This window comes from Desulfatitalea tepidiphila (genome assembly GCF_001293685.1).
GTDB classification, from domain to species: Bacteria; Desulfobacterota; Desulfobacteria; order Desulfobacterales; family Desulfosarcinaceae; genus Desulfatitalea; species Desulfatitalea tepidiphila.
The window spans coordinates 550,789-572,271 of the sequence record NZ_BCAG01000006.1; the positions used below are offsets into that span (position 1 = coordinate 550,789).

The following is a 21,483-nucleotide window of genomic DNA, read 5'->3' on the forward strand; positions in this document are numbered from 1 at the left end:
TTCTAAATGGGGAATTCGATGAAGAAGTGGTCCATCACATGCGCAGATGCTGCCAGTCGTGAATCACATGGCACTCCCTGCAATTCTCGCCGAATAGCTTTTCATGAGGATCGAAATGGCATGTCGCGCACAACAGTTCGGGATTGAGCAGGGCATGGTCCATCTTTTATATCCGACCGACGGCGCCACTGTGCTCCGTATGGCATTCCAGGCAGTGCGATTCGGCTTCATGGAAGCGTAATTCCCCGCGAAGCACAGAGGCATCCCCGAATGCACGACACCCCAGGCATGCGTCGTTGTGCACACCACGCCACGGTTCATGGCAGTCTGCGCATGCGGCGTTTTCTTCATGCACGGCAATCCGGTTGCCCGGCTGTGCGGCCTCCTCATCGAAAAAAAGCCATACCGAAAAAAGCGATCAGGGCGAGAATATGCGTCGTCTTAAGCGCCGCCTTCACGGGATCCACCTCAATCCATAGTACCAAGTCGTCGCCACATGAACCGTGGCCATTGCGAACAGGAACCATGTCGATGCGATATGGATCGTATTCCAGAAGGTAAAAAGGGTTTTCGTGTGGGCGTAAAGCTGAAGGCGCTCTTCACGCTCGGCCAGGGATTCCGCCAGTTTTCTGAATTTCACACATTTTTCCAACAACTGGGCGTCCCTGCGTGTCCCCGCGTCTGTCCCGGCATCCTCCGGGGCCGAGTCTGTGTCCTCGAGCAGGTTCAGCTCCTTCAGGCAAAAACGAGGGTCCAACTCCCGCTTTAATGTTTTAAGCGACTCTTCCAGTGTGCCCACGTCCGATTTTTGCTCCTTGATACTTCGATTGAGTTTTACGAAAAGAACCCTACCGACGACGCCGCTTATGACAGTCAACAGCATGCCGACAAAAACAAGCACGCCGATCAAACTGGCGGACTTGATGCCGGAATAGACAACCATCAGAATCCCCCCGATCAATCCGAAATAGATGTGGGGGTTCAGAGGGTTGGCCTTGCCTTTACGCTTCAGAATTCTCTTTCGGTACACATAAATGAGGGTTACGAGCATCAGCAGCGTGCCGATGATCCCCAGGAAGTGACCAACCATGTTTCCGCTGAAATCCTCCAGGGGGAATGCCAGGAAGAAAATCAGTGCCCCAATGAAACCGATGGACAGCAACTCCGGAAGGTTTTTTATCCCCCTTCCCCTTTAGGCCTTCAGCGTGATATCGGTAACCGGTACCGCCGTGCAGGTCAAAATCATGCCATTTTCGCGGTCGGCTTCGTCCAGGCCATCGTCGGTCTCCATTTTTACTTCCCCAGACAGCAGCTTCACCACGCATGTCCCGCAAAACCCCTGTTGACACTCATTCTCAAATTTTATCCCGTGGGTTTCGGCCAAATCGAGGATGCTCTCATACTGATCCTCCTACGTAACTGTTTTACCCGATCGTTTAAACTCCACTTGATATGACATTTCAATCCTCCTTTAACAACTGCCGCAGAATGCGCGTTGTCCTTGTCGTTCTTAGTGATAAGCGATCAAAGCCCCAAAGAAAAAGCGCACCAGGAAAGACATGGTAAAAAAATGCGCCCAGCTCATCCCCAATATCCCTTCCCTTTTTTCCATGTAGTTGGGACCAACCCTCATCTCCATTTTGAACCATTGAATATCGATCTTGTCCGCCTGCTGAAGCATAACATCATCGGCATGTTGCCCCGTATCGCTGAGGATCGAAGGTATGGAAGGAACGCCTTGCGATAGCAAGGCCAGGATAAGAGTGAACATGGCACGTCGTACCGTTCGCCTGAGAGGCTTTATATCGAACGCCTTGTGCCAGGACTGGAGATCATGCACGGACCGGATGATGCGTTGGGAGTGGGGCACTGCTGCATGTCGCTGGACGGATGCTGGCCCTCCACCGTTTCGGTGCGCTGTATCGCCATCAAGTCTAAGCCCCAGAGAGCCGCGATGACAACCGCAATATTTTAACTTATTGATTTTTCATCATTTTAATCGGATAATGGTCGGCCCTTCGCCGCCATTTATCGCCTCTCCGTTTTGCCCTACACGTCATGAAACAATCAGTTTGCCGCTCATTCCGAAATGGCCCCAGCCGCAAAATGTCGTGCACTTGATCGTGAACTCACCTTTCTTGGCAGCGACGAACTCAATCACCACCGTCTTATTGCGGGGAAGGTCCCGCTCGATATCCAGCCCCATTATCCCGATTCCATGATCCCGATCGAGGGCAGTAATCTCCAAAACGACCCTATCTCCTTGATTCACTTCTATCGTGTTCGGCAAAAATTCATATTTCTTCGCAGTCATTTTAAACGTTTTGGTTTCCCCGGCGAAGAGATTGGACGAGGATGCCACCAGCGCAAGCAAGATAATGGAAAAAGCCATTATTTCTTTTTGTTTGATTTTTATCATACCGTCACCTCTTTGAACAAAATGCGGTCGCATTAGCCAAAACGAAACCGCCTGAGTTGCTTCATGCTTATCATAATCATGATCCTTAATCTGTTAAGCACAGGGTGCTGGGACCTCCGGATAAGCAGCTATCACGACTCTTGATCAGGGTACCGCCTCGATCCACCAGACGATGCCCATAGACAGATCTTCCGCATGCCGCAGATGCCATCCCGCCTTTTTAAGATTATCCATGGTACGCCGGTTGATGTTGGCGCCGGTCGCTCTCACCGCCAAAGGATTGAGCAGGTCGAAGAGCAATCCGAGCATTCGGTGGCCCGGTCGCATATGCTCCAGAAGCAGAAGCTTTCCACCCGGCTTGCACACGCGGCGTAACTCCCGCAACCCCTGAACCGGGTCCGGCACCGAGCAGAATACGAACGTGGCAAACACTGTATCGAAAAATCGGTCCGGGAAATCGAGCCGTTCAACATCCATGCAGCGGAGCTCGACCGCCGCCGCCTTGTTCTGCAGACCGGCCTGCCGTTTGGCCCTGGCCAGCATCCTTTCGCTGAAATCGATGGCGGTGACGGCCACGTCGGGAGGGTAGTAGGCCATGTTCCTGCCGGTGCCCACACCCGCTTCCAATGCCCGGGGCCCAGAGATAGAATGGCGCAGTCGGTCTCGCCAACCGCTGAAGCGCACCCTCTCAATCGGCCATTCCATCCAGTCGAAGACGGCGGCCAGACGATTGTACCGCCGCTGTATGATCTCCGTTGAATTTGGCCTGGTCCACTGCATAGATCTCCTCCAATTCTCGAGATAAAGGTTTTTCGTGCGATCTATAGTGAATCGACCATCGCGAGATCTAAAAAATCACCAGAGTAAACGCACCTCTCCGGTCTGTTTATCCACCAGCAGGTTTTCAATCACCTTTCCATGCTGATCCACCACATGTCCGGTGAAATAACGGCCTCTGTTCTCCAGATGCTTCAGTTGGAAATCTTCGGCATATTTGTCGCTCATTGCATCGCTAATGAGAACGGTGGCTGTTCCCGTGCTCATCCCTTCTTGAATGCGGCGGACTCTGTCGCTGACATCGCAGGCTTCGGCGGAATGCCCGCTGGACACCTCCTGTAGAAACTTCATGATCTGTTTTTTAGGATTCATGACTAGCCCCCTGTAGAATCGTCGTTCGTGGTACTTATGGCTATTTGTCGGAAAAGCAAAAGGGGTGCCACGACATACAACCTATTATATTCATTGATTATATTTATTTTCCGGCAAGGTACCGGCATTCAAGGACGGGTAATTCGGATACAGGTTAGGTCGCGGTCCCCAAGTTCAACCCGATAGCTGCAAATAGATACACACTTTTAAATTGCAACCTGGCCGGTGGGCGTGGTATGTAAGACCACCCTATCTTACCAATATAATTATACATATGTCCTCAAAGGCCTGAATTGGAAGATAAGTGGTTGTAATCAATGGCGCTTTAAACGGTCGCAAAGGAGAAAAAAATATGACATCCAAGACCAATCAACTCAAAATGATCCGCAAGCACAAAAAACGCGCCCACAAGGCCAACCGCAAGGCCGATCAAAAACGGATCATGCGCAATTATGCCGTGATTCACGGACAACCGGCAGCAGCGACCGATGTGCCTTCAACGCCCGCCGTTTGATCTTCCACCTTAATCGGATCGCACGTAAACCCAGCGGCCGCTTTTTCTCAAAGCGGCCGCTCTTTTTTGGGCGCCTGCCCATGTGCCGCGTTTCCGCCGCCGGTCCGCCGCTTCTTCAGCATGGCCAGCAGGGTGGCGCCCAGTCCAAGCAGAATTTCATCGATGAAGGGAATGGCGTCCGGCACGACCAGATCGGCCAGGAAAAGGATGCCCGTCAGCGCCAGCAATTTGGGAAAGCGCACGCGTGCGGCATAATCCAGCAGCCGTTGGATGGCAAAACCGCCCTTGGAAGTTGCGTTCATCGCCGTCGTCCGTTCACTTTCTATCCGTGGAGGTAGTTCCCTTCGGGATATCGGACGTGAACATGCGCGGCACGATCCACGCCAGACTGGCCAATCCCTTCATCCGCTTGCCCACTCCCCGGCCGTAGCGCATCTCCATGATACCGCGCAGGCCGCGGTATACGGCCGGTCCGTGGGGGTGCCACCAGAGGTTGCGCCGGATGCCGGGCAGGTAATCGTGCACCAGGCACTGCACCTGGGTCATCTCGGCCATGCCGACGGCACCGTGGGTGCGCCCCAGGCCCGACTGCTTGAAGCCGCCCCAGGGGGTTTCGGGCAGGCCGTGGCTCATCAGGTGGTCGTTGATCATCACCACCCCGGCCCGGATCTGCCGGGCCAGGCGCTCGCCCTCCCGGGCGTCGCGGGTCCAGACGCTGGCCGTCAGCCCCAGGTCACTGTCGTTGGCCAGGGCCACGGCCTGGGCCATGTCTTCCACGGCCATGACGCCCAACACCGGCCCGAAGGTCTCCTCGCGCATGATCGCCATGGTGTGATCCACGCCGGTCAACACCCGGGCCGGCATGAAATTTCCCCGGTTGCCGGCCGGCGGATCGGATTGGGCCGCGACAACGGCGCCGGCCGCTACGGCCGCCGCCACCTGCTGCTCAACCGCCTGCATCTGTTTGACGGTGGTCATGGCACCCAGGTCCACCTGGTGATCCGTGTCCACACCGATACGCAGGCGCCGCACCGCATCGCCCAGGGCCGCCACGAAGGGTTCGTAGACCGAACGGTGGACATAGATCCGCTCCACCCCGCCGCAGGACTGACCGCAGTTCTGCAGGCCGCCCCACACCGCCCCGGCCACTGCGCGCTGCAGGTCCGCATCCGGGCATACGAGCATGGGATCGTTGCCGCCCAACTCCAGCACCAGGGGCGTCAAGGTTTCCGCGGCCAAGGCCATGAGGCGCTTGCCCACCGGCACGCTGCCGGTGAAAAAAAGCTTGTCCACCCCCGCTTCCAGGAAGGCCGGGCCGGCGGCCCCGCCCGGCATGTTGATGTGGGTGAACAATCCGGCAGGCAGGGCCAGAGCGCTGAAACAGCGTTCGATGGCCCGCCCCACCAGCTGGGTTTCGCTGGCCGCCTTGAGGATCACGGCATTGCCGGCCAGAAGGGCCATGACCACCTCGGAAAAGGGGATGGCGAAGGGGTAGTTCCACGGCGAGATGATGCCGATCACGCCGTAGGGTACCCTCGCGATTTTGGCCGCCTTGCTGGCCATGAACAGGGTGCCGGGCATGAGCCGGCGGTCCTTTAAAAAGCCGTTGGCCTTGCGGCAGTAAAAATCCGCCGCCAATGCGGCCGGCAGCACCTCCGCGGCCAGGGCATCGGTGCGCGTCTTGCCGTTGTCTTTGGAAATGGTCCCGGCGAGTTCGTCGGCATGGGCCGTCAACCAGGCGCTCAGGGGCTTCAGACGTTTGGCCCGCTCTTTCACCGTCAGGGCCGCCCAGGCCGCCTGGGCCGTGCGGCCCCTTTCCACTGCGCCGCACACATCCGCCACCGTGTTCAACGCCGACCGGCCGATCTCCTCGCCGGTGGCCGGCGACACGCATACCGTCTGCCCTGCATCCGTCGGGTCGTCCACCACATCCGCTCCTTTCTCGATAGATTACCACAACCGCCAGAAGACGCGATCCCCGCGTTTTTCGGCGCGCGCCTTTTCCATGTGCCGCAGGGCGGCAAACTCCCGTTGCAGGTCCTCTGCCGACAATTTGCCGTCCAGCCGGGCCAACAGCTCCTTGGGCTCCAGACCGCCGGTCTGCTCCAGGAGAACCACCATCTCCTTCTGGATCGGGTTGAGGGTGCTGTCGCCGCCCATGTGCTCTTCGAAGGACTTGGCGCTGTGCACGGCCCAGGGGTCGCAGGTCTTCATGGGCGACAGCGCCTCCATGCAGCAATCCTCGCACAAGGTGCGTCCCAGGTGGTCGTGCTCGTCGCCGGCCGGGATATCGGCCTCACACCTATCACACTTCATCATGGATCTCCTTCCTAAAATCGAGTTTCGGTCCTATGGTAATCTTCCGGCGGCAACTTGGCAAACCGGAAGCCACCCCGCCTCTCCAAAAATCCCCTTGACTTACCGGGCGTTGCTTCATAAAGGCTGGCAGTTCCAGGCCATGGTATGGCCGCATCGCTTCAGCAAACATGGTCCGGAATTTCGTCCCAGGGAGGTTATCCATCTGCCGATGAACGGTTCAGCCCTCATCCGCCTGCAGCAGGTGTGCAAACACTATGGCGACCAGGCCGCCCTGAGCGACATCAGCCTCGACATTTACAACGGCGAATTCCTCACCATACTGGGCCCCTCGGGGTGCGGCAAGACCACCTTGCTGCGGCTCATCGCCGGCTTCGAGCCCCTCACCTCCGGCCGCCTCTTTCTCAACGGCCGCGACATGGCCGACGTGCCTCCCGAAGGGCGCGAGGTCAACACCGTCTTTCAGAGCTACGCCCTCTTTCCCCACATGTCGGTGTTCGACAACGTGGCCTTCGGCCTGCGCATGCACCGCCAGCCGACCGACGACATCGCCCGTCGGGTGGGTGAGGCCTTGCAGCTGGTGCAGCTCAACGGCTTCGAACGCCGCCGCCCCGACCAGCTCTCCGGAGGCCAGCAGCAACGCGTGGCCGTGGCCCGCGCCATCGTCAACCAACCCGTGGTGCTGCTGCTCGACGAACCCCTCTCGGCCCTGGACTACCGTCTGCGCAAGCAGATGCAGCTCGACCTCAAGCACCTGCAGCGCCGCCTGGGCATCACCTTCGTGCTGGTCACCCACGACCAGGAGGAGGCCTTTTCCATGTCCGACCGGGTGGTAGTGCTCAACGCGGGCCGCATCGAGCAGATCGGTGCGCCCAGTGAAGTGTACGAACAGCCCCGCAACCTCTACGTGGCGCGCTTCGTGGGCGAAATCAACCTGCTCGACGGCGCGGTGGACCGCATCGACGGGGACCGCATCGTGCTGCAGATCGACCATCTCAAGGTGCAAGTGCGCACCGGCCGAAGCTTTGCCGTGGGCGACCGGGTACACGTGCTGCTGCGGCCCGAAGACCTGCGCGTGGAGACCCTGCGCGACCTGGCCGAGAATCCGGCCCTGAAGAACAGCTTCACCGACGGCGGCTACTTCACCGGCACGGTGGAGGAGACCATCTACAAGGGCGCCACTTACGACGTGGCCATCGTGCTGGACAACGGCCGCCAGATCCGGGCCACCGAGTTTTTCAACGCCGAAGACGCCACGGTCTACTTCCGCGCCGGTGACCGCGTGGCCGTGAGCTGGATCGAAGGGTGGGAGGTGGTGCTGCCCCATGAAGGATAGCCGCGTCTTCAAACGCCTGGTGATAGCCGCCGTGCTCGTCTGGATGGTGCTCTTCGCCTTTGCGCCCAACCTGCTGGTGCTGATGGCCAGCCTGGGCCGCACCGGCGACACGGCCTTCGTGGTTCCCGGTCTCTCCCTGGACGCCTACCGCCGCCTGCTCGAACCGGTCTATGGCCAGATCCTGCTCTCCTCGCTCTACCTGGCCGGCGGCGTGACCCTAATCTGCCTGGTGTGCGGCTACCCCTTCGCCGCCATCCTGGCCCGCACCCGGCCGCCCTGGCGTGGGTGGTTGCTGCTCCTGGTGGTAATCCCCTTCTGGACCAACTCCCTGGTTCGCACCTATGCCATGATCGCCATCCTCAATGCCAACGGCATCGTCAATCGGCTGCTGACGGCCACGGGACTGATTTCAGCCCCCCTGCCCCTGATGTACACCACCGGCGCCGTGCTGGCCGGCCTTGTCTACACCCTGCTGCCCTTCATGGTGCTGCCCCTCTACGCGGCCCTGGAGCGCCTGGACCCGCGCTACGTGGAGGCGGCCCGCGACCTCGGCGCCACGCCGGCGCGCACCTTCGTGCGCATCGTGCTGCCCCTTACCATGCCGGGTATCGTCTCGGGCTGCATGCTGGTCTTTTTGCCGGCCGTGGGCATGTTCTACGTGGCCGACGTGCTGGGCGGCGCGCGCACCATGCTGCTGGGCAACTTCATCCGCGACCAGTTCCTCACCAGCCGCGACTGGCCCTTCGGCGCAGCGGCCAGCGTGGCCCTCACCCTGGTGATGGGTCTCATGCTGCTGCTCTACTGGCGCAGCAACGTGCGCCTGGCCCGAAAGGAGCTGGCATGAAGCGCCCGGTCAAGATCGCCTACGCGGCCCTGGTCTACCTCTTTCTCTACCTGCCCCTGGTGGTGATGGTGATCTACTCGTTCAACGCCTCGCGCTTTTCCATGCGCTGGAAGGGCTTCACCCTGCAGTGGTACGACCACCTGCTGCACAACGCCACCCTGCTCCAGGCCGCGGCCCACTCCCTCTACATCGCCTTCCTGGCCGCCACCGCGGCCAGCCTGGTGGCCACCATCACGGCCCTGGCCATCTATCGATGGCGCTTCACCGGCCGCAAGACCATCCACGCCGCGCTCTTCGTCATGATGATGTCGCCGGACATCGTCATCGGCATCTCCCTGCTGGTCCTCTTCATGGCCCTGGCCCTGCCCCTGGGCTTCTGGACCCTGCTCATGGCCCACGTGACCCTCTGCGTCCCCTTCGTGGCCATCACCGTGCACAGCCGGCTGCACGGCTTCGACCCGCATCTCATCGAAGCGGCCCGGGACCTGGGCGCCGGCGAGGCCGAGGTTTGGCGCCACGTCGTCATTCCCATGACCATGCCCGCGGTGCTGGCCGGCTGGTTCATGAGCTTCACCCTCTCCCTGGACGACGTGATCATCTCCTTCTTCACTACCGGACCGACCTTCGAAGTGCTGCCCCTGCGCATTTACTCCATGGTGCGCCTGGGGCTCAAACCCGAAGTCAACGCGCTCTGCGCCGTCATGATTCTCATCACCGCCGTCGCCGTGGTGGCGACGCAAAGTCTGTTAAAGGAGCGAAAATGAAACGATGGATCGTTCTGTTGTCGGCAATTTTGATCGTGGGCACGGCCTGCATCGCCGGGGCCGCCGAAAAGAACCTCTACATCTACTGCTGGTCCGAATACATTCCCGAAGCGGTCATCGAGCGCTTCACCGAAAAGACGGACATCCAGGTGCACCTCTCCACCTATGACAGCAACGAGGCCATGTACGCCAAGGTGAAAATGACCGGCAAGGGCTACGACCTGATCGTGCCCTCCACCGACTTCGTGGCCCGCATGCGCCGCGAGGGGATGCTGGTGCCTCTGGACAAGAGCCGCCTGACCGGGCTTGGCAACCTAGCGCCCCGACTGCTCGACCGGCCCTTCGATCCGGGCAATGTCTACAGCGTGCCTTACATGTGGGGCTCCACGGGCATTGCCGTCAACACGATTGATCCGGCCGCGGCCGGCGTGACCGCCTTTGCCGACCTTTGGAAACCCGAACTCAAGGGCAAGCTGTTGCTGCCCAACGACATGCGCGGCGTGCTGGGCATGGGGCTCAAGCGCCTGGGCTACTCGCTCAATGACACCGACCCGGCCCACATCCAGCAGGCCTGCGACCTGCTCAAGCCGCTCATGGCCGGCGTGCGCGTCTTCGACTCCGACTCGCCCAAGCAGGCCCTGCTCAACAACGAAGTGCAGGCCGCCGTTCTGTGGAACGGCGAAGCCTACATCGCCGCCGGAGAGAACCCGGCCCTGCGCTATGTCTACCCGGCCGAAGGCTTCGCTCTGTGGCTCGACAGCCTCTGCATCCCCAAAGGCGCGGCCCACATCGAAGCGGCCCATCGCTTCATCGACTATCTGCTGCAGCCCGACGTGGCCGCCGAGATCAGCATGGAGATGGGCTACTCCTCGCCCAACCTCAAAGCCATGGCCCTGCTGCCTGCCGACGTGCGCACCAACCCCATCGTCTACCCCGGCGAGGCCGACCTGGCCCGCGGCGAGTTCGAGGTGGACCTGGGCGAAGCGGCCCGCGCCTACGACCAGTGCTGGACCGGCCTCAAGGCCGGCAATTGAGGCCGGCCGTGGCCCCACGACTTCAAAACCCAATGGAAGCGTTTGACCATGCCCTCTGACAGCAGCATTTCTTCCACCGACGCCTGGCTGAAGGCGGCGCCCGACCACCCCGCCGCCTCGCTGCTCGACCGCCTGCGCCGCTGGCCCGACCTCGAGCCCGACCCGGCGACGCGCCAAAACGAACGCGACGCCTGGACCCGGACCGTGACCGACCGCCGCGCCGCCGGCCGACCCAGGAGAATCCTCTTCGTCCACGGCCAGCTGCCCGGAGAAACCGGCTCCGGCGTCTACCTGCAGCAGATCTCGGCCGAAGCGCTCCGCCGCGGCCTGGACCTCTACGTCCTGTCGGCCGGCTACCATACCCTCACCTCGGCCGACATCCCCGGCGTGCCCGACAACCGCATCTTCACCTGCCGATTCACTCCTCCGGGCCAGACGCCCCAGCCCGGCGCCGTGCAGTCTCCCATCTCGGGCATGTCCGTGGTCATGCCCTACCCGGTCAAGGCCTACCGCGACCGCAGCGAAGAAGAACTCGTCGACCTGCTCACCGTCTTCGGCGGCCGCCTGGCCGAACGGATAGCCTGCCTGCAACCCGACATTCTCCACGTGGACCACCTCTGGTTTCTCAACGGCCTGGCCCGCCTCATCGCCCCCTGGATCCCCCTGGTGGCCTCGTGCCATGGCACGGCCTACAAGCTCATCGCGGATGCGCCCCGCTTCCGCGAAGTGGTGGTGCCCTGCGTGGCCAGCGCCGACCACGTCTGCGCCATCTCCCCCCAGACCCTGGCCGAGTGCGTGGAGACCTTCCAAATTCCCGAAAAGCGCATCACCATCGAAGGCTACGGCTTCGAACCCGATCTTTTCTACTTCCAACCCGTTGATCGCGACGGCGTCCTCCGGCGCCACTTCAATTACCAACCGCCGCCCGGCAGCCGCCTGGCCGTCGCCGTAGGCAAATTCGTAGACTGGAAAGGCTTCAAGGAGTTGACCCTTGCCGTGGGCCATCTGCGCCGCCAGGGCCACGACCTCGCCTGCCTCATCGTGGGCGAAGGCGACCCCCAGAGCCGGATCGATCTGCAAGCGTTCATCGACGGTCAGGGCCTGACCGACCACGTTCGCCTGCCAGGCAAAGTGGCCCGCACCGACCTGCCGGACATCTACCGCAGCGCGGACCTCTACGTCCTGCCTTCCCACGTGGAACCTTACGGCCTGGTGCTCATGGAGTCCCTGGCCTGCGGCACGCCCAGCATCTTCGCCCGCACTGGCGGCCCGCCCGACTTCGTGCCGCCGACGCTCACCGACGAAGGCCTGGCCGTGATGGTCGATCCCATCCGGCTCGACCCCGACGGCCAGGCCGATCCCAAAGATCGCGAAGCCTATGCCCGGCGCCTGGCCGAGGGCATGGCAACGACTTTAAGCAAGCCAATTACCGATACGGATCGCCTGCGCATCGCCGCGGCCATGCAACACCTGAGCTGGGGCCGGCTGGTGGAGAATCTAATCGGAATTTACGATCGATTGAGTGTCTTTTAACCCACTGAAAGGAACGCAACATGGCCGTGGGTTGGTCACGGGACGGGGCGGTGCAGGATCAGATAGACGCCGGTGTGCAGGATGCGGTCAAGTTGGCCCGAAGCCGGCTGCCTGACGGTGAAAGCCTGACGCACTGCGAGCTATGCGGGGAAGCCATCCCCGAAGCCCGCCGCAAGGCGATTCCCGGCGTTCGCCTGTGCGTCGCCTGCCAGGCTGAGCTTGAGAAGCGGCAGGCGCCACTACCGAGCATCAACCGGCGAGGCAGCAAGGACAGCCAGTTGAAGTGAGCCCTGGGAACAAGGGGGGAGTAACCGTTTGATTTTGATAGTCACCCAATGAACCGTCTTGATCAGGAAGACTGTTTCCAAAACTCCGGCATCAATTATGGGGGTTCTCGACGAGCCCGGATCCCTTGCACTAGTGCTCCAGCGAAATGTCACTGGCCGCCAAGTCGGCCGCCGGCTTCTAAATCCTATCGATCGACTTCCACCGGCAGCCGCCCATAGCCTTCCAGGGCCTCGGCCATAATGGTTGCGATACGGTCCATGTGGCGGCGCACTTCTGCGCTGTCGCGGCCGGGGTAATTGCGGAAGGTGATGAGGACGCCGTTCAACGCGGCGAAACAGGCGTGGGCCAGGGCGCGTTTGTGGCGGCCGGCGCCGCAGTGGTCCAGGACGCGCTCGAACAGGTCCAGAACGGCGCGGGCGGCGTCGTTGAGTTGTTCAAGCGGTCGGCCGGTCAGGCGGCCGTCCAGCATGAAGTGGGTCATCATGCGGAAGTAGTGATCGTTTTCGGTGAGAAAAGAGATGAATTCGAGACCGAAGGCCGTGAGGTCGGTAATCTTGCCTTTGGAGATGCGCGCGTCCACCCGTGCGATGATCTGCCGGGTGCCGGCCACGAACGCCGCCACGAAAAGGCTCCGCTGGTCCGGAAAGTAGCGGTACAACGACGAGACGGCGATGCCGGCTTCGTTGGCGATGTCGCGCATGCTCACCGTCTCGAACGGCTTGCGGCCATAGACCCGCTCGGCGGCGCACAGGATAACGTTCTGGCGCTCGAGGCGCTCCTTTTTGCGCTGGTGGGCGAATGTGGTCGCTGCGGTGGCCATCTCGGTCTATCCCCGGTCTTCCACCATGGCGGCCGCCACGTCCTGATAGGCGTGATAGAGCCGGTGACAGCATTGATCCCAGCGGGCACAGGCGTCCAATGCCTCAGGGCTCATTTCATACAGACCAGGGCCGGAAAGAATTGCGGTGATCTCCTGCTGCAGCGCTTTGACGACCTCCTCGGGCGCCCCGGTAAGAATGTTGGCGACGAAGCGGTCCGGGGCATACCAGGCCGAAGCGTTCTGCAGGTCCCGGTGGATCTGGGCCAGCAGCACGTTGCGCGGCCCTTCCCACAGCTCGTTGACCGCGGCGTCCCGATAGAGGCGGGGCAAGGCGGAAAAATCCTCCATCACTCCGTGGCCGCCGAAAAGGCTCATGGCCAGGCGCAGGACATCGGGGGCATCCAAGCTGGTGGCCATCTTCTGCAGCATGATCAGCTCGCGAATGTCGAACCGCCGCCGCTTTATATCGTCGGATTCCGGTGCGTCGGAGACGCCGACGAGACCGCCGGGCAGGGCCAGGATGTCGCCATAGAGCCGGAAGGCGCCGGCCAGGGTGCGTTTGGCCGCCTTTTCGATGGTCGCCAGTTGGCCGGCTACCATGGGCATTTTGGCGAGGGAGACGCCGAACGCTTCCCGAAAGTTGCAGTACCGGGCCGCCTCGCGCCAGGCACGCATCATGCTGGCGGCTCCGGAAAGGCCGACGGTCAGTCGCGAGTAGGTCAGCACGATACCGACCATGTTGGCCAGGCCGCGCTCCAACGGGCCCACCGGGTAGGCCAGGGCGCCGTCAAGGGTCAGCTCCGCGGTGGTCAGCTCGCTGGTGCCCATCTTCCACTTGATGCGATCGATGGTGAAGCCGTTGCGCCGCTCTCGCGCCTTGTCGCCCGGCAGCCAGGAGGGCATCACGAACAGACCCACCTTTTCCGAGCCTGTGGGCTTGGCCGTTACCATGGCATAGTCGGCGTGGGTGGCCGAGCAGAAGAACTTGGTGCCATAGAGCCGCCACCGTCCGCCTTCTTGCCGCGCTTCGAGCAGATTGGCACGGACGTCCGAGCCTCCCTGGATCTCCGACAGGTATTGGGCGCCGATTCCGAAGCGGCCGTCCCGGCCCTCCTTGCAGTGGGTTAAAATGGCTTGAATCTCGGGCACATCGGCGAAGCGCGCCAACACAGCCACCAGGCCTTCGGTGCAGGTCAGAGGACAGGAGATGCAGGCCTCGCCGTTCTGATAGATGAGGTACATCTTGATAAAGCGCACCCACGGATGGGTCTTGTCCGAAAAGAGGGCCTCGCTGAACACTTCCTGCTCCATTACCTCGGTTTCGTGAGGCCGTACGATGCGGTCGATGCGACGGCCGTGGCCGTCGTAGTGCATCATCCAGGGCCGCTTCTCCGGCCATGCGATGGATTCGGCCATGTCGCGCCAGCGGAAAGAGGCCTTGCTGGAAATCTCGCGGGCAGCGGCATCCACCTCGGCGGCATGCTCACCGGTGAACACGCGCACCGCCTTTTGCGCGAAGGGGTCTTCGGCGTAGTAATCGCAATGTTCCCGCCAGGCGAGAAAATCGTCGAATCCATATGGGTTGTTAGAATTGGGGCAGCTCATGCGGGCCCTCCTCTTTTTTTGCGATTAAGAGTCACTCTTGAGAACAGCGTTCTCATTTGAACATTACCATTCTGCGCTGTCAACAAACGATTTCGAACGGGCTCGGAACGACACGCGCAGAGCTTGCCTTGGGACCATCCTGATAAAACTGAAAATGCCGCCCGCAGGGGCGGCATTTTCACTATCTTCTTACATAGCGATGACTTTTCGCGCTTATCCCTTGGGAAGCAGCATTTTTTTCTGGCCGCTCTTTTCGAAGGCGAGTTTGAAGCTGCTCCCGTTGTCGTCCCAGATTTGCCTCAGGGTCCACAGCTCGGGCTGACCGCTGCCATTTTTGACCTTCAGGTTGACCTGGTATTTGTCCATGAGGATCTTGTCGACGTTGACCGAATAGGCTTGCTCGCCGACTTTAATGGACTTGGCATCGCCCGCCAGATTGATTTCAATGGTGGCGTTGTCCTGTGTGTTCTCCCATTGACCGCTGACTTCTTTTAAGATGTCGGCTGAGCCGGAACATCCGCTCAAAACGAGGCCAACTGCAAAAACAACGGTCAAAAACAGGCAAAGTAGGTGGTTTGTTCTCATGGCTGGGTTACTCCTTTCGTTTTTATCGATTCATGTGGATGGCGCTGACACCGGAAAATCTATCGGTCGCCAAGCACATTTTTTAACGGGATATCGACCCTTGTGGGGTTACCGGAAAAAACGATGGCGCTCGTTTTCGCGGATTTTAGGCGGCACCGGAGATGGGGGGGAGGCGCGCCTTGTTTCAGAAGAATTTCAACACAGCAGGGATTGCTGGCAGAGGTAGAGTTTGGGGGTCTGGTATAAGAACTCAGGCGGTTGTTTTCCATGCCGCTCGAAATGAAAGCGCACCAGACCGGATGACCGGCGGGATCGCGCCAGGGCATGGCAAAAATCATTGTCCTCTGTGAACTCGAAAAATTCAGGTCCCATGTAAAAGTCGTCCGCCAAGGTGCAGTGACTTTTGGGCTGGGGATTTCGGTACGCATGGGGGATGTGAGCCGTTGGGCTGCCGCAGAGGCGGGTGCAGGCAGGCGGCTGCGATGAATTCAGTCGGCGGGGAGGTATGTGGCCCGCCCACATGGTGGTGGCCCAGATGATAGACAGGGCCATTAAGCATTTGAGTCCATGGCCTAGCCATTTGAATTGGTTTATTATTCTCATTTTTATATTTTATCGAAATATATAAATTGAATTGTATTCAAAGTATATCAACTGTTCACCTCAGTCAATAAAAAAATCACCGTGGGTGCCTATCAGCGTGAATGATTCGCGTTCAAGAATTGACGGCTCACCGGATTGCGGCTAAATTAAAAACTATATGTTTGCAAGGAGGCAGTGGTGCGGTCGGACATCGTCAAGGCCCTGACCGACTTTTTGTCCGGGCAGGCGAATGCCTGGCCTGTCAAGAGAACGTCCGTGAATAAATGGAAGGAGCGATCTGCAAATGAATCTGGTGGATTTGTACCGTGACGCCATGGCCATCAACGGCACCTCTGATCATTCGCTACGACAGTCCAGGGCAGAGGCGTTTTTCGAAACCATCCGGAAAGCGACAATCCCGGAAAAATTCAACTGGGCGGCGGAGATTTTCGAGGGCGTGCACGTGCGCGAGCGCGGCGATCAGGCGGCCTTGATCTGGACCGATCTGGAAACGGGTGCCGAAGCGCGCTTCACCTATGCCCAGTTGGCCGCCAAAGGCAACCAGCTGCTCAACTGCCTGCGCAAGCACGGCGTGGATCACCATGGCAACATCTACATGATGGCCTCCATCGTTCCGGAGACCTGGTTCGCCAGCTTTGCGGCCGTCAAGGGTGGTCTGGTGACCGTGCCCACCGCCACCAACATGACCATGCGGGAACTCGAATACCGATTCAAGACCTATGCGCCTGACGTGATCCTGGCGGACGAGGCGGCAACGGCTGTGCTGGACGAAGCTCTGGCCGCGGCCGGAAAAAAACCCAAGGTCAAACTGGTGCTCGGCGAAAAGGCCGGCTGGACCCCGTTTGAGGCCATCGCGGCGGAGGACGAACACGCCCAGGCCGCGGATACGCGCAGCGACGACATGCTCTTCTGCTTTTTCACTTCGGGCACCACGGGCCAGCCCAAACGGGTGGCCCATACAGCTGTCTCCTATCCCCTGGGCCATCTGTCCACCGCCCTGTTCATCGGCTTTCAACCGGGCGACGTCCATCACAACCTCAGCGCGCCAGGCTGGGCCAAATGGGCCTGGAGCAGCTTTTTCGCCCCGCTGAACGTAGGTGCAACGGCCACCGGCTTCGCCTTCAAGCAACTGGATGGCAAGGCTTACATCGATGCGGTCACCCGCCTGGGCGTGAACACCTTTTGCGCACCGCCCACCGCCTGGCGCATGTTCGTGCGTCTCGATCTAAAAGGCTTCGATTTCAGCCGCCTGAAATCATCGATGAGTGCCGGCGAACCCCTCAATGCGGAAATCATCGAAATGTGGAAACGCCATACCGGCACGGAGATCCGCGACTTTTACGGCCAGACCGAATCCACGGCCATGATCGGCAATCCGCCTTGGATGGAGGGCCGCATGCGCTACGGTTCCTTCGGCCGGCCGTCGGGAATGTACGATGTGGTGCTGCTCGACGACGAAGGTCAGGAGATCGTACGTCCGGAGCAGACCGGGCACATCGCCGTGCGGGTGGACCGGTGGCGTGCGGTGGGATTGTTCGGTGAATACATGGGCGACCCGGACAAAATGGCGGCCGTGTTCAGGGGGAATTACTACTATACCGGCGACCGGGCCTATTTCGACGGCGACGGCTATTGGTGGTTCGTGGGCCGGGCGGACGACGTGATCAAATCGTCGGATTACCGGGTCGGTCCCTTCGAGGTGGAAAGCGCCCTGGTGGAGCATCCGGCAGTGCTCGAAGCGGCGGTGGTGGGCAGTCCGGACCCCAACCGCTACCAGCTGGTCAAGGCCTTTGTCATTTTGAACAAAGGCTATGAACCCTCTCGGGAATTGGCCCTGGATCTGTTCCGCCACACTATGACCATCCTGGCCAAATTCAAAATGCCGCGCATCATCGAATTCGTGGAGGCGCTGCCCAAGACGATTTCAGGCAAGATCCGGCGCATCGAGCTGCGCGAGGATGAGATTATCCGCAAAAACAAGGGCGCCACGCCCAAGCAGACCGAGTTCTTCTACAAGGATTTCCCGGAATTAAGCAGCCGGAGGGATTGATGCCGGATAAATGCCGGGCCGGAGGAATGTCTCTTCCCTCCGGCCCGTCGCGTTAATGGTTTTGGTCAGGCGATGTTCGTCGCGGATCATCATGATATGAGGGTCTATCTCACCTTCATCTCAACCGGCGGCGCTTCCTGGGATTTGGCCAGGTGAGCGAGTTGCTCCCCGGTCAGCGGCGATCCGAATCCCACATACTGCCGCACCGGTTTTTCGGGACGCTTGATGGGAACCCAATTGCCCTCCACCAGGTCCTGGTATACGAAGTCATAGTCCACGCTGTCCACCACCGGAATGACCCCCTTGAGATTCATCAGTTTATTGTCTTCAAACCAGGTCATGCGAAGGCTGCCCTTGGCCGCCTGTTTCATGATGTCGGTCGCATGACAAGCCTGACATTTCTTTCCCTCCGCGGTGACGGCGTGGCTCATATGAGGGGCGAACATCAGGAAGGTTTTGTCCCCCTTGGCCACGAAGGTCTGCATGCTGGCAGAGGTCACCTTGCCCTTGTAGTTCATGAGAAAGAGCCAGCCCGAGACTGGGATCGCTTTGCGTTTTCCGGTCTTGACCATATGGTCAAAGTGGCAATTGGTGCAGCTGACCACGTGACGGATATGGCACGCCTTGCAGTCGAGTTTATCATGGTGAACGGTGTGGGCTTCGGTGGGCGTCACGTCCTCGTGGCAATTCTCGCACCGGGTATCCATTGCGCCCTCCTGCTTCATCGAGACGAATTCGGTCCCATCACCGTGCATCTCCAAGGCGGAGTGGCAATCCGCGCAGACCATGCCGGCAGCCACGTGGACATCGGGCTGCTTCTCCTTGTGGTTGATGCCGATCATGGCCTTTTCCCGTCCATGGCACTCGAGGCAGAGATTCTGGCTCCGGCCGGCGGCGGTGGAGTATTTATACAACTTGCACTCCTTCTGTGATATCTCGGCCTTATGGCAGCGATCGCACCCGCCTGCATGGCAGTTCTTGCAGGTCAGGTCGTTGTAAGGCACGCCGGTGAGCTGCTCCAACCCACCCTGTCCCTTGCTGTACCAATATTCCATTCCCTTGGCCGTGTAGTGGAGACTGGAGAGGTAGAAACAATCCTTCTCCTTGACATCCTTCGCGGCTTCCTGCGCTGCGCCGGAAATGAGAAAGACGCCAAACACCAGACCCGCAACTCCCATAGCTATTAAGACTGCCTTTTTCATATCGCCTCCCTGCATGTTTTAAGGAATTGGCCATTCATGGGACATCGTTTTCAATAGACAGTCAACAATCGTGCCGAAGTGCGGTCGGGAGCGAATTTTTAATGGATTCAAACAGCGACGGTTTCGAAAATCAGTTCGAACCCTTTCTTGACGTCATCCAGACGAGATCCACAATTTAATATTTTCAACAGGTTCTGGTTGCGGGATCACCTCCGGAAGGACGGCACTTGAATGTGTTCCAAGACGAACCAACTGGCGCATATCGAGTTTCTGTGGATATTGCAGGATTGTCGGCGGTGCGACATGGATCGAGTCGATGGGAACCAAATCTCCCGGATGCAAAAAAACGGGTGCAAAACACACCGTCTTTCGCTAATATAGCTTGTCATTGCACATCTCCCTTTTGAATCATGACATTTGGCATCGCCACCCCCGACGAGGAACCGGCTGATGACCGCAACGCCGCGCTTTACGCCCGAAAAGCACTCACAGATCATCCTCAACAGCATCGCCGACGGGGTCTTCACCGTGGACCTGGATTTCCAGATCACCTTTTTCAACTCGGCCGCGGAAAAGATCACCGGCTTCCATCGTGAGTCGGCACTGGGCCGACGTTGCGACACGGTGATGCAATCCAACATCTGCCACAATGGGTGCGTGTTGCGAAAAGCCATCGAATCGCGAACCCCGGTTCAAAACGCACCCGTCTATATTCGGCGGGCGGACGACCAGATCATCCCCATTCATGTCCAGACCAATTTTCTGGAGGATTCGCAGGGGAATCTATTCGGCGGGGTCGAAACGTTCTGGGATTTGTCGGAGGTGACGCGGTTGAGGAAAGCGCTGTCCAGGCGCCGGTCGCTGAATGACATCGTCAGCAAAAATGTAAAAATGCAGCAGATCTTCTCCGTTCTGCCGCGCATCGCGGCGAGCCACAGCACCGTGCTGATCGTGGGCGACAGCGGCACCGGCAAAGAACTCATCGCTCGCGCCATTCATGCCCACAGCCGCCACCGGCGGGGACCCTTTGTGGCCGTCAATTGCGGCGGCATGCCTGAAACGCTCTGCGAATCCGAATTGTTCGGCTACTGCGCCGGTGCCTTCACGGACGCCAAAAAGGATAAGCCCGGGCGGTTCGCCATTGCTCAGAACGGCACCATTTTCCTGGATGAAATCGGCGACATTCCCAGGGCGATCCAGACCCGTCTGCTGCGGGTGCTTCAGGACAAGTCCTATGAACCTTTGGGTGCCACCGGGCCGCAACCGACCAATGCCCGCGTCATCGCCGCGACCAATCGGAATATCGATTCGCTCGTGGAAAAAGGCATCTTCCGGGAGGATCTCTTCTTTCGCCTCAACGTGATCCGATTACGCCTGCCGCCCCTGTGTGAGCGTAAGGAAGACATTCCGTTGCTGGTGTATCACTTCATCAATCACCTCAACGTGCTGGAGAATCATCAGATTGCCGGGGTCACCCGGGAAGCCATGGCGGCCCTCATGCTCTACGACTGGCCGGGAAATGTACGGGAACTGGAAAATGCCATGGAGCACGCCATGGTCTTGTGCACGGGAGATATGATCGGATTGGAGCATCTGCCGGACCACTTGATACAACCATTGCAGCACCGGCAGGCCAGGGACTTGAGCGGCCTGACCCTCAGGGAGGCCGAAAAGCGGATCGTCGAACAAGCGCTCCAACGCAACCAATGGCGCAAAATGGCCACGGCACGGGAACTGGGCATCGACAAGAACACGCTACGCAGGAAAATCCTCCGTTTGGAAATTCAACCGCCCGCTGCCGGACGCCGATCAGACCGCTGATCCTTCCTCGATCTTAAAACACATATTTTGCCACCAGATAGACCTGCCAGGCGATGACGGCCGAGAAAATCACCGTAAACAGGCTCAGAAACGAGCGCACGCGGATATTCAAACCGCGCAACCGATAGTAGTTGAGCAGCAGCACGATGGTGACGGCGGCCGCCGTGAGCGAATATTTCACCACCACGAAATAGACCGACCCGGCTTTGAGAAAATAGTCCATGATCGGGTTGAGTTCGATGGCGCCATGGGACACCAAAAAAAGGGTCATGACCGCGTCGCCGAGGCTCAGCAACAGGATAACGGCGGCCGCGATCAACAGGGGCTTGGGGTATTGATCGAGCAGGACCACCTTGCGCCGATCCTCCGAGCGCCGCAAATCGCGCCGTCGGCCGAATTTCATGCCCGTGAATTGTTTCTGTGGTCTGCGTCGGTCCGTATGCGACCGTCGTTCCACAAAAGGCATTGATTCGATGGCATCGGGCATGGCGGCGTCCTATCGGATGGGGACAAGTCCTGCTTTGACAATCCTCGTTCATGGCAGCGGCCTGCATCTCCTGCTCAACCCCCGGCACCCATACCAGAGGCGCCCGGGGGCAT

At 59.6% G+C, this 21,483-nt stretch carries 25 protein-coding genes; 9 read left to right on the forward strand and 16 right to left on the reverse strand.

Annotation, left to right across the window (positions count from 1 at the left end; genetic code table 11):
* Positions 1-34: 34 nt before the first annotated feature.
* The 7 genes from DFT_RS27070 to DFT_RS22390 form a co-directional block, all read right to left on the reverse strand.
* Entirely contained in the window at positions 35-163 is a 129-nt protein-coding gene (locus DFT_RS27070) for a hypothetical protein (RefSeq protein WP_268750707.1), read from the reverse strand.
* A gap of 291 nt (positions 164-454) precedes the next feature.
* A complete protein-coding gene (locus DFT_RS22370) occupies positions 455-1,090 on the reverse strand; it encodes a hypothetical protein (protein ID WP_152972117.1) in 636 nt (211 codons plus the stop codon).
* 102 nt (positions 1,091-1,192) lie between these two features.
* Positions 1,193-1,393, reverse strand: a complete 201-nt coding sequence (locus DFT_RS25300) for a 2Fe-2S iron-sulfur cluster-binding protein (protein WP_083453714.1) — start codon at positions 1,391-1,393, stop codon at positions 1,193-1,195.
* A 117-nt stretch (positions 1,394-1,510) separates the two neighbouring features.
* The gene (locus DFT_RS22375; RefSeq protein ID WP_152972118.1) at positions 1,511-1,840 is read right to left on the reverse strand and encodes a hypothetical protein; all 330 of its coding nucleotides are present in this window, start codon (positions 1,838-1,840) and stop codon (positions 1,511-1,513) included.
* 216 nt (positions 1,841-2,056) lie between these two features.
* Complete coding sequence (locus tag DFT_RS22380) at positions 2,057-2,419, reverse strand: cupredoxin domain-containing protein (protein WP_054033494.1); 363 nt, start codon at positions 2,417-2,419, stop codon at positions 2,057-2,059.
* 144 nt (positions 2,420-2,563) lie between these two features.
* Entirely contained in the window at positions 2,564-3,199 is a 636-nt protein-coding gene (locus DFT_RS22385) for a class I SAM-dependent methyltransferase (RefSeq protein ID WP_054033496.1), read from the reverse strand.
* A gap of 75 nt (positions 3,200-3,274) precedes the next feature.
* Entirely contained in the window at positions 3,275-3,568 is a 294-nt protein-coding gene (locus tag DFT_RS22390) for a hypothetical protein (RefSeq protein ID WP_054033498.1), read from the reverse strand.
* A 352-nt stretch (positions 3,569-3,920) separates the two neighbouring features.
* Here DFT_RS22390 and DFT_RS26390 point away from each other — a divergent pair, with 352 nt between their 5' ends.
* Positions 3,921-4,082: a hypothetical protein gene (locus tag DFT_RS26390; protein WP_161807233.1), complete on the forward strand. Its 162-nt coding sequence runs from the start codon at positions 3,921-3,923 to the stop codon at positions 4,080-4,082.
* A gap of 47 nt (positions 4,083-4,129) precedes the next feature.
* Here DFT_RS26390 and DFT_RS22395 read toward each other — a convergent pair whose 3' ends face one another.
* Genes DFT_RS22395 through DFT_RS22405 form a run of 3 tightly spaced genes read right to left on the reverse strand, consistent with a single transcriptional unit; the run spans position 4,130 to position 6,398 of the window.
* Entirely contained in the window at positions 4,130-4,384 is a 255-nt protein-coding gene (locus DFT_RS22395; protein ID WP_054033500.1) for a DUF6116 family protein, read from the reverse strand.
* A gap of 13 nt (positions 4,385-4,397) precedes the next feature.
* The gene (locus DFT_RS22400; RefSeq protein ID WP_083453739.1) at positions 4,398-6,008 is read right to left on the reverse strand and encodes an aldehyde dehydrogenase family protein; all 1,611 of its coding nucleotides are present in this window, start codon (positions 6,006-6,008) and stop codon (positions 4,398-4,400) included.
* Between the two features lie 24 nt (positions 6,009-6,032).
* Positions 6,033-6,398: a hypothetical protein gene (locus tag DFT_RS22405; protein WP_054033502.1), complete on the reverse strand. Its 366-nt coding sequence runs from the start codon at positions 6,396-6,398 to the stop codon at positions 6,033-6,035.
* A 211-nt stretch (positions 6,399-6,609) separates the two neighbouring features.
* Here DFT_RS22405 and potA point away from each other — a divergent pair, with 211 nt between their 5' ends.
* Genes potA through DFT_RS22435 form a run of 6 tightly spaced genes read left to right on the forward strand, consistent with a single transcriptional unit; the run spans position 6,610 to position 12,196 of the window.
* On the forward strand, positions 6,610-7,734 hold the full coding sequence (gene potA, locus DFT_RS22410; RefSeq protein WP_054034127.1) for a spermidine/putrescine ABC transporter ATP-binding protein PotA: 1,125 nt from the start codon (positions 6,610-6,612) through the stop codon (positions 7,732-7,734).
* On the forward strand, positions 7,724-8,578 hold the full coding sequence (gene potB / locus DFT_RS22415; RefSeq protein ID WP_054033504.1) for a spermidine/putrescine ABC transporter permease PotB: 855 nt from the start codon (positions 7,724-7,726) through the stop codon (positions 8,576-8,578). The genes potA and potB overlap by 11 nt, the downstream gene beginning before the upstream one ends.
* Positions 8,575-9,342: a spermidine/putrescine ABC transporter permease PotC gene (gene potC / locus DFT_RS22420; RefSeq protein WP_054033506.1), complete on the forward strand. Its 768-nt coding sequence runs from the start codon at positions 8,575-8,577 to the stop codon at positions 9,340-9,342. The genes potB and potC overlap by 4 nt, the downstream gene beginning before the upstream one ends.
* A complete protein-coding gene (locus DFT_RS22425; protein ID WP_054033508.1) occupies positions 9,339-10,376 on the forward strand; it encodes an extracellular solute-binding protein in 1,038 nt (345 codons plus the stop codon). Before potC ends, DFT_RS22425 begins: the two co-directional genes overlap by 4 nt.
* Positions 10,377-10,424: 48 nt before the next feature.
* Positions 10,425-11,909, forward strand: coding sequence for a glycosyltransferase (locus DFT_RS22430; protein WP_054033510.1), 1,485 nt, complete (start codon positions 10,425-10,427; stop codon positions 11,907-11,909).
* 20 nt (positions 11,910-11,929) lie between these two features.
* A complete protein-coding gene (locus tag DFT_RS22435; protein ID WP_054033512.1) occupies positions 11,930-12,196 on the forward strand; it encodes a DksA/TraR family C4-type zinc finger protein in 267 nt (88 codons plus the stop codon).
* Between the two features lie 185 nt (positions 12,197-12,381).
* Here DFT_RS22435 and DFT_RS22440 read toward each other — a convergent pair whose 3' ends face one another.
* The 4 genes from DFT_RS22440 to DFT_RS22455 all read right to left on the reverse strand — a co-directional run bounded on the left by DFT_RS22440 (position 12,382) and on the right by DFT_RS22455 (position 15,759).
* Complete coding sequence (locus tag DFT_RS22440; RefSeq protein WP_054033514.1) at positions 12,382-13,017, reverse strand: TetR/AcrR family transcriptional regulator; 636 nt, start codon at positions 13,015-13,017, stop codon at positions 12,382-12,384.
* A 6-nt stretch (positions 13,018-13,023) separates the two neighbouring features.
* Positions 13,024-14,622 (reverse strand): acyl-CoA dehydrogenase family protein, encoded by a 1,599-nt coding sequence (locus tag DFT_RS22445; protein WP_054033515.1) that lies wholly within the window; start codon positions 14,620-14,622, stop codon positions 13,024-13,026.
* Positions 14,623-14,835: 213 nt separating this feature from the next.
* On the reverse strand, positions 14,836-15,207 hold the full coding sequence (locus tag DFT_RS22450) for a hypothetical protein (protein WP_054033517.1): 372 nt from the start codon (positions 15,205-15,207) through the stop codon (positions 14,836-14,838).
* A 195-nt stretch (positions 15,208-15,402) separates the two neighbouring features.
* A complete protein-coding gene (locus DFT_RS22455) occupies positions 15,403-15,759 on the reverse strand; it encodes a hypothetical protein (RefSeq protein WP_054033518.1) in 357 nt (118 codons plus the stop codon).
* Between the two features lie 334 nt (positions 15,760-16,093).
* On the opposite strand from DFT_RS22455, the gene DFT_RS22460 reads away from it, so the two are divergent.
* Positions 16,094-17,860 (forward strand): AMP-binding protein, encoded by a 1,767-nt coding sequence (locus DFT_RS22460; RefSeq protein WP_054033520.1) that lies wholly within the window; start codon positions 16,094-16,096, stop codon positions 17,858-17,860.
* A gap of 104 nt (positions 17,861-17,964) precedes the next feature.
* Here the strand turns inward: DFT_RS22460 and DFT_RS22465 are convergent, their stop codons facing one another.
* Positions 17,965-19,062, reverse strand: coding sequence for a cytochrome c3 family protein (locus DFT_RS22465; protein WP_076750835.1), 1,098 nt, complete (start codon positions 19,060-19,062; stop codon positions 17,965-17,967).
* Positions 19,063-19,512: 450 nt separating this feature from the next.
* Between DFT_RS22465 and DFT_RS22470 the strand changes: the two genes are divergently transcribed.
* Entirely contained in the window at positions 19,513-20,883 is a 1,371-nt protein-coding gene (locus DFT_RS22470) for a sigma-54 interaction domain-containing protein (RefSeq protein ID WP_054033524.1), read from the forward strand.
* Between the two features lie 13 nt (positions 20,884-20,896).
* On the opposite strand, the gene DFT_RS22475 is transcribed toward DFT_RS22470, so the two are convergent.
* The gene (locus DFT_RS22475) at positions 20,897-21,370 is read right to left on the reverse strand and encodes a DUF5658 family protein (protein WP_054033526.1); all 474 of its coding nucleotides are present in this window, start codon (positions 21,368-21,370) and stop codon (positions 20,897-20,899) included.
* Positions 21,371-21,483 lie beyond the last annotated feature (113 nt).

Excerpts from the sequence above, each read along its gene's own strand:
- DFT_RS22455 (WP_054033518.1), bottom strand. The coding sequence starts at position 15,759 with ATGGCCCTGTCTATCATCTGGGCCACCACCATGTGGGCGGGCCACATA.
- DFT_RS22445 (WP_054033515.1), bottom strand. The coding sequence starts at position 14,622 with ATGAGCTGCCCCAATTCTAACAACCCATATGGATTCGACGATTTTCTC.
- DFT_RS22435 (WP_054033512.1), top strand. The coding sequence starts at position 11,930 with ATGGCCGTGGGTTGGTCACGGGACGGGGCGGTGCAGGATCAGATAGAC.
- DFT_RS22405 (WP_054033502.1), bottom strand. The coding sequence starts at position 6,398 with ATGAAGTGTGATAGGTGTGAGGCCGATATCCCGGCCGGCGACGAGCAC.
- DFT_RS22470 (WP_054033524.1), top strand. The coding sequence starts at position 19,513 with ATGACCGCAACGCCGCGCTTTACGCCCGAAAAGCACTCACAGATCATC.
- DFT_RS22390 (WP_054033498.1), bottom strand. The coding sequence starts at position 3,568 with ATGAATCCTAAAAAACAGATCATGAAGTTTCTACAGGAGGTGTCCAGC.
- DFT_RS22425 (WP_054033508.1), top strand. The coding sequence starts at position 9,339 with ATGAAACGATGGATCGTTCTGTTGTCGGCAATTTTGATCGTGGGCACG.
- DFT_RS22385 (WP_054033496.1), bottom strand. The coding sequence starts at position 3,199 with ATGCAGTGGACCAGGCCAAATTCAACGGAGATCATACAGCGGCGGTAC.
- DFT_RS26390 (WP_161807233.1), top strand. The coding sequence starts at position 3,921 with ATGACATCCAAGACCAATCAACTCAAAATGATCCGCAAGCACAAAAAA.
- DFT_RS22450 (WP_054033517.1), bottom strand. The coding sequence starts at position 15,207 with ATGAGAACAAACCACCTACTTTGCCTGTTTTTGACCGTTGTTTTTGCA.
- DFT_RS27070 (WP_268750707.1), bottom strand. The coding sequence starts at position 163 with ATGGACCATGCCCTGCTCAATCCCGAACTGTTGTGCGCGACATGCCAT.
- potA (WP_054034127.1), top strand. The coding sequence starts at position 6,610 with ATGAACGGTTCAGCCCTCATCCGCCTGCAGCAGGTGTGCAAACACTAT.
- DFT_RS22440 (WP_054033514.1), bottom strand. The coding sequence starts at position 13,017 with ATGGCCACCGCAGCGACCACATTCGCCCACCAGCGCAAAAAGGAGCGC.
- potC (WP_054033506.1), top strand. The coding sequence starts at position 8,575 with ATGAAGCGCCCGGTCAAGATCGCCTACGCGGCCCTGGTCTACCTCTTT.
- DFT_RS22475 (WP_054033526.1), bottom strand. The coding sequence starts at position 21,370 with ATGCCCGATGCCATCGAATCAATGCCTTTTGTGGAACGACGGTCGCAT.
- DFT_RS22460 (WP_054033520.1), top strand. The coding sequence starts at position 16,094 with ATGAATCTGGTGGATTTGTACCGTGACGCCATGGCCATCAACGGCACC.
- DFT_RS22430 (WP_054033510.1), top strand. The coding sequence starts at position 10,425 with ATGCCCTCTGACAGCAGCATTTCTTCCACCGACGCCTGGCTGAAGGCG.
- potB (WP_054033504.1), top strand. The coding sequence starts at position 7,724 with ATGAAGGATAGCCGCGTCTTCAAACGCCTGGTGATAGCCGCCGTGCTC.
- DFT_RS22395 (WP_054033500.1), bottom strand. The coding sequence starts at position 4,384 with ATGAACGCAACTTCCAAGGGCGGTTTTGCCATCCAACGGCTGCTGGAT.
- DFT_RS22380 (WP_054033494.1), bottom strand. The coding sequence starts at position 2,419 with ATGATAAAAATCAAACAAAAAGAAATAATGGCTTTTTCCATTATCTTG.
- DFT_RS22370 (WP_152972117.1), bottom strand. The coding sequence starts at position 1,090 with ATGGTTGGTCACTTCCTGGGGATCATCGGCACGCTGCTGATGCTCGTA.
- DFT_RS22465 (WP_076750835.1), bottom strand. The coding sequence starts at position 19,062 with ATGAAAAAGGCAGTCTTAATAGCTATGGGAGTTGCGGGTCTGGTGTTT.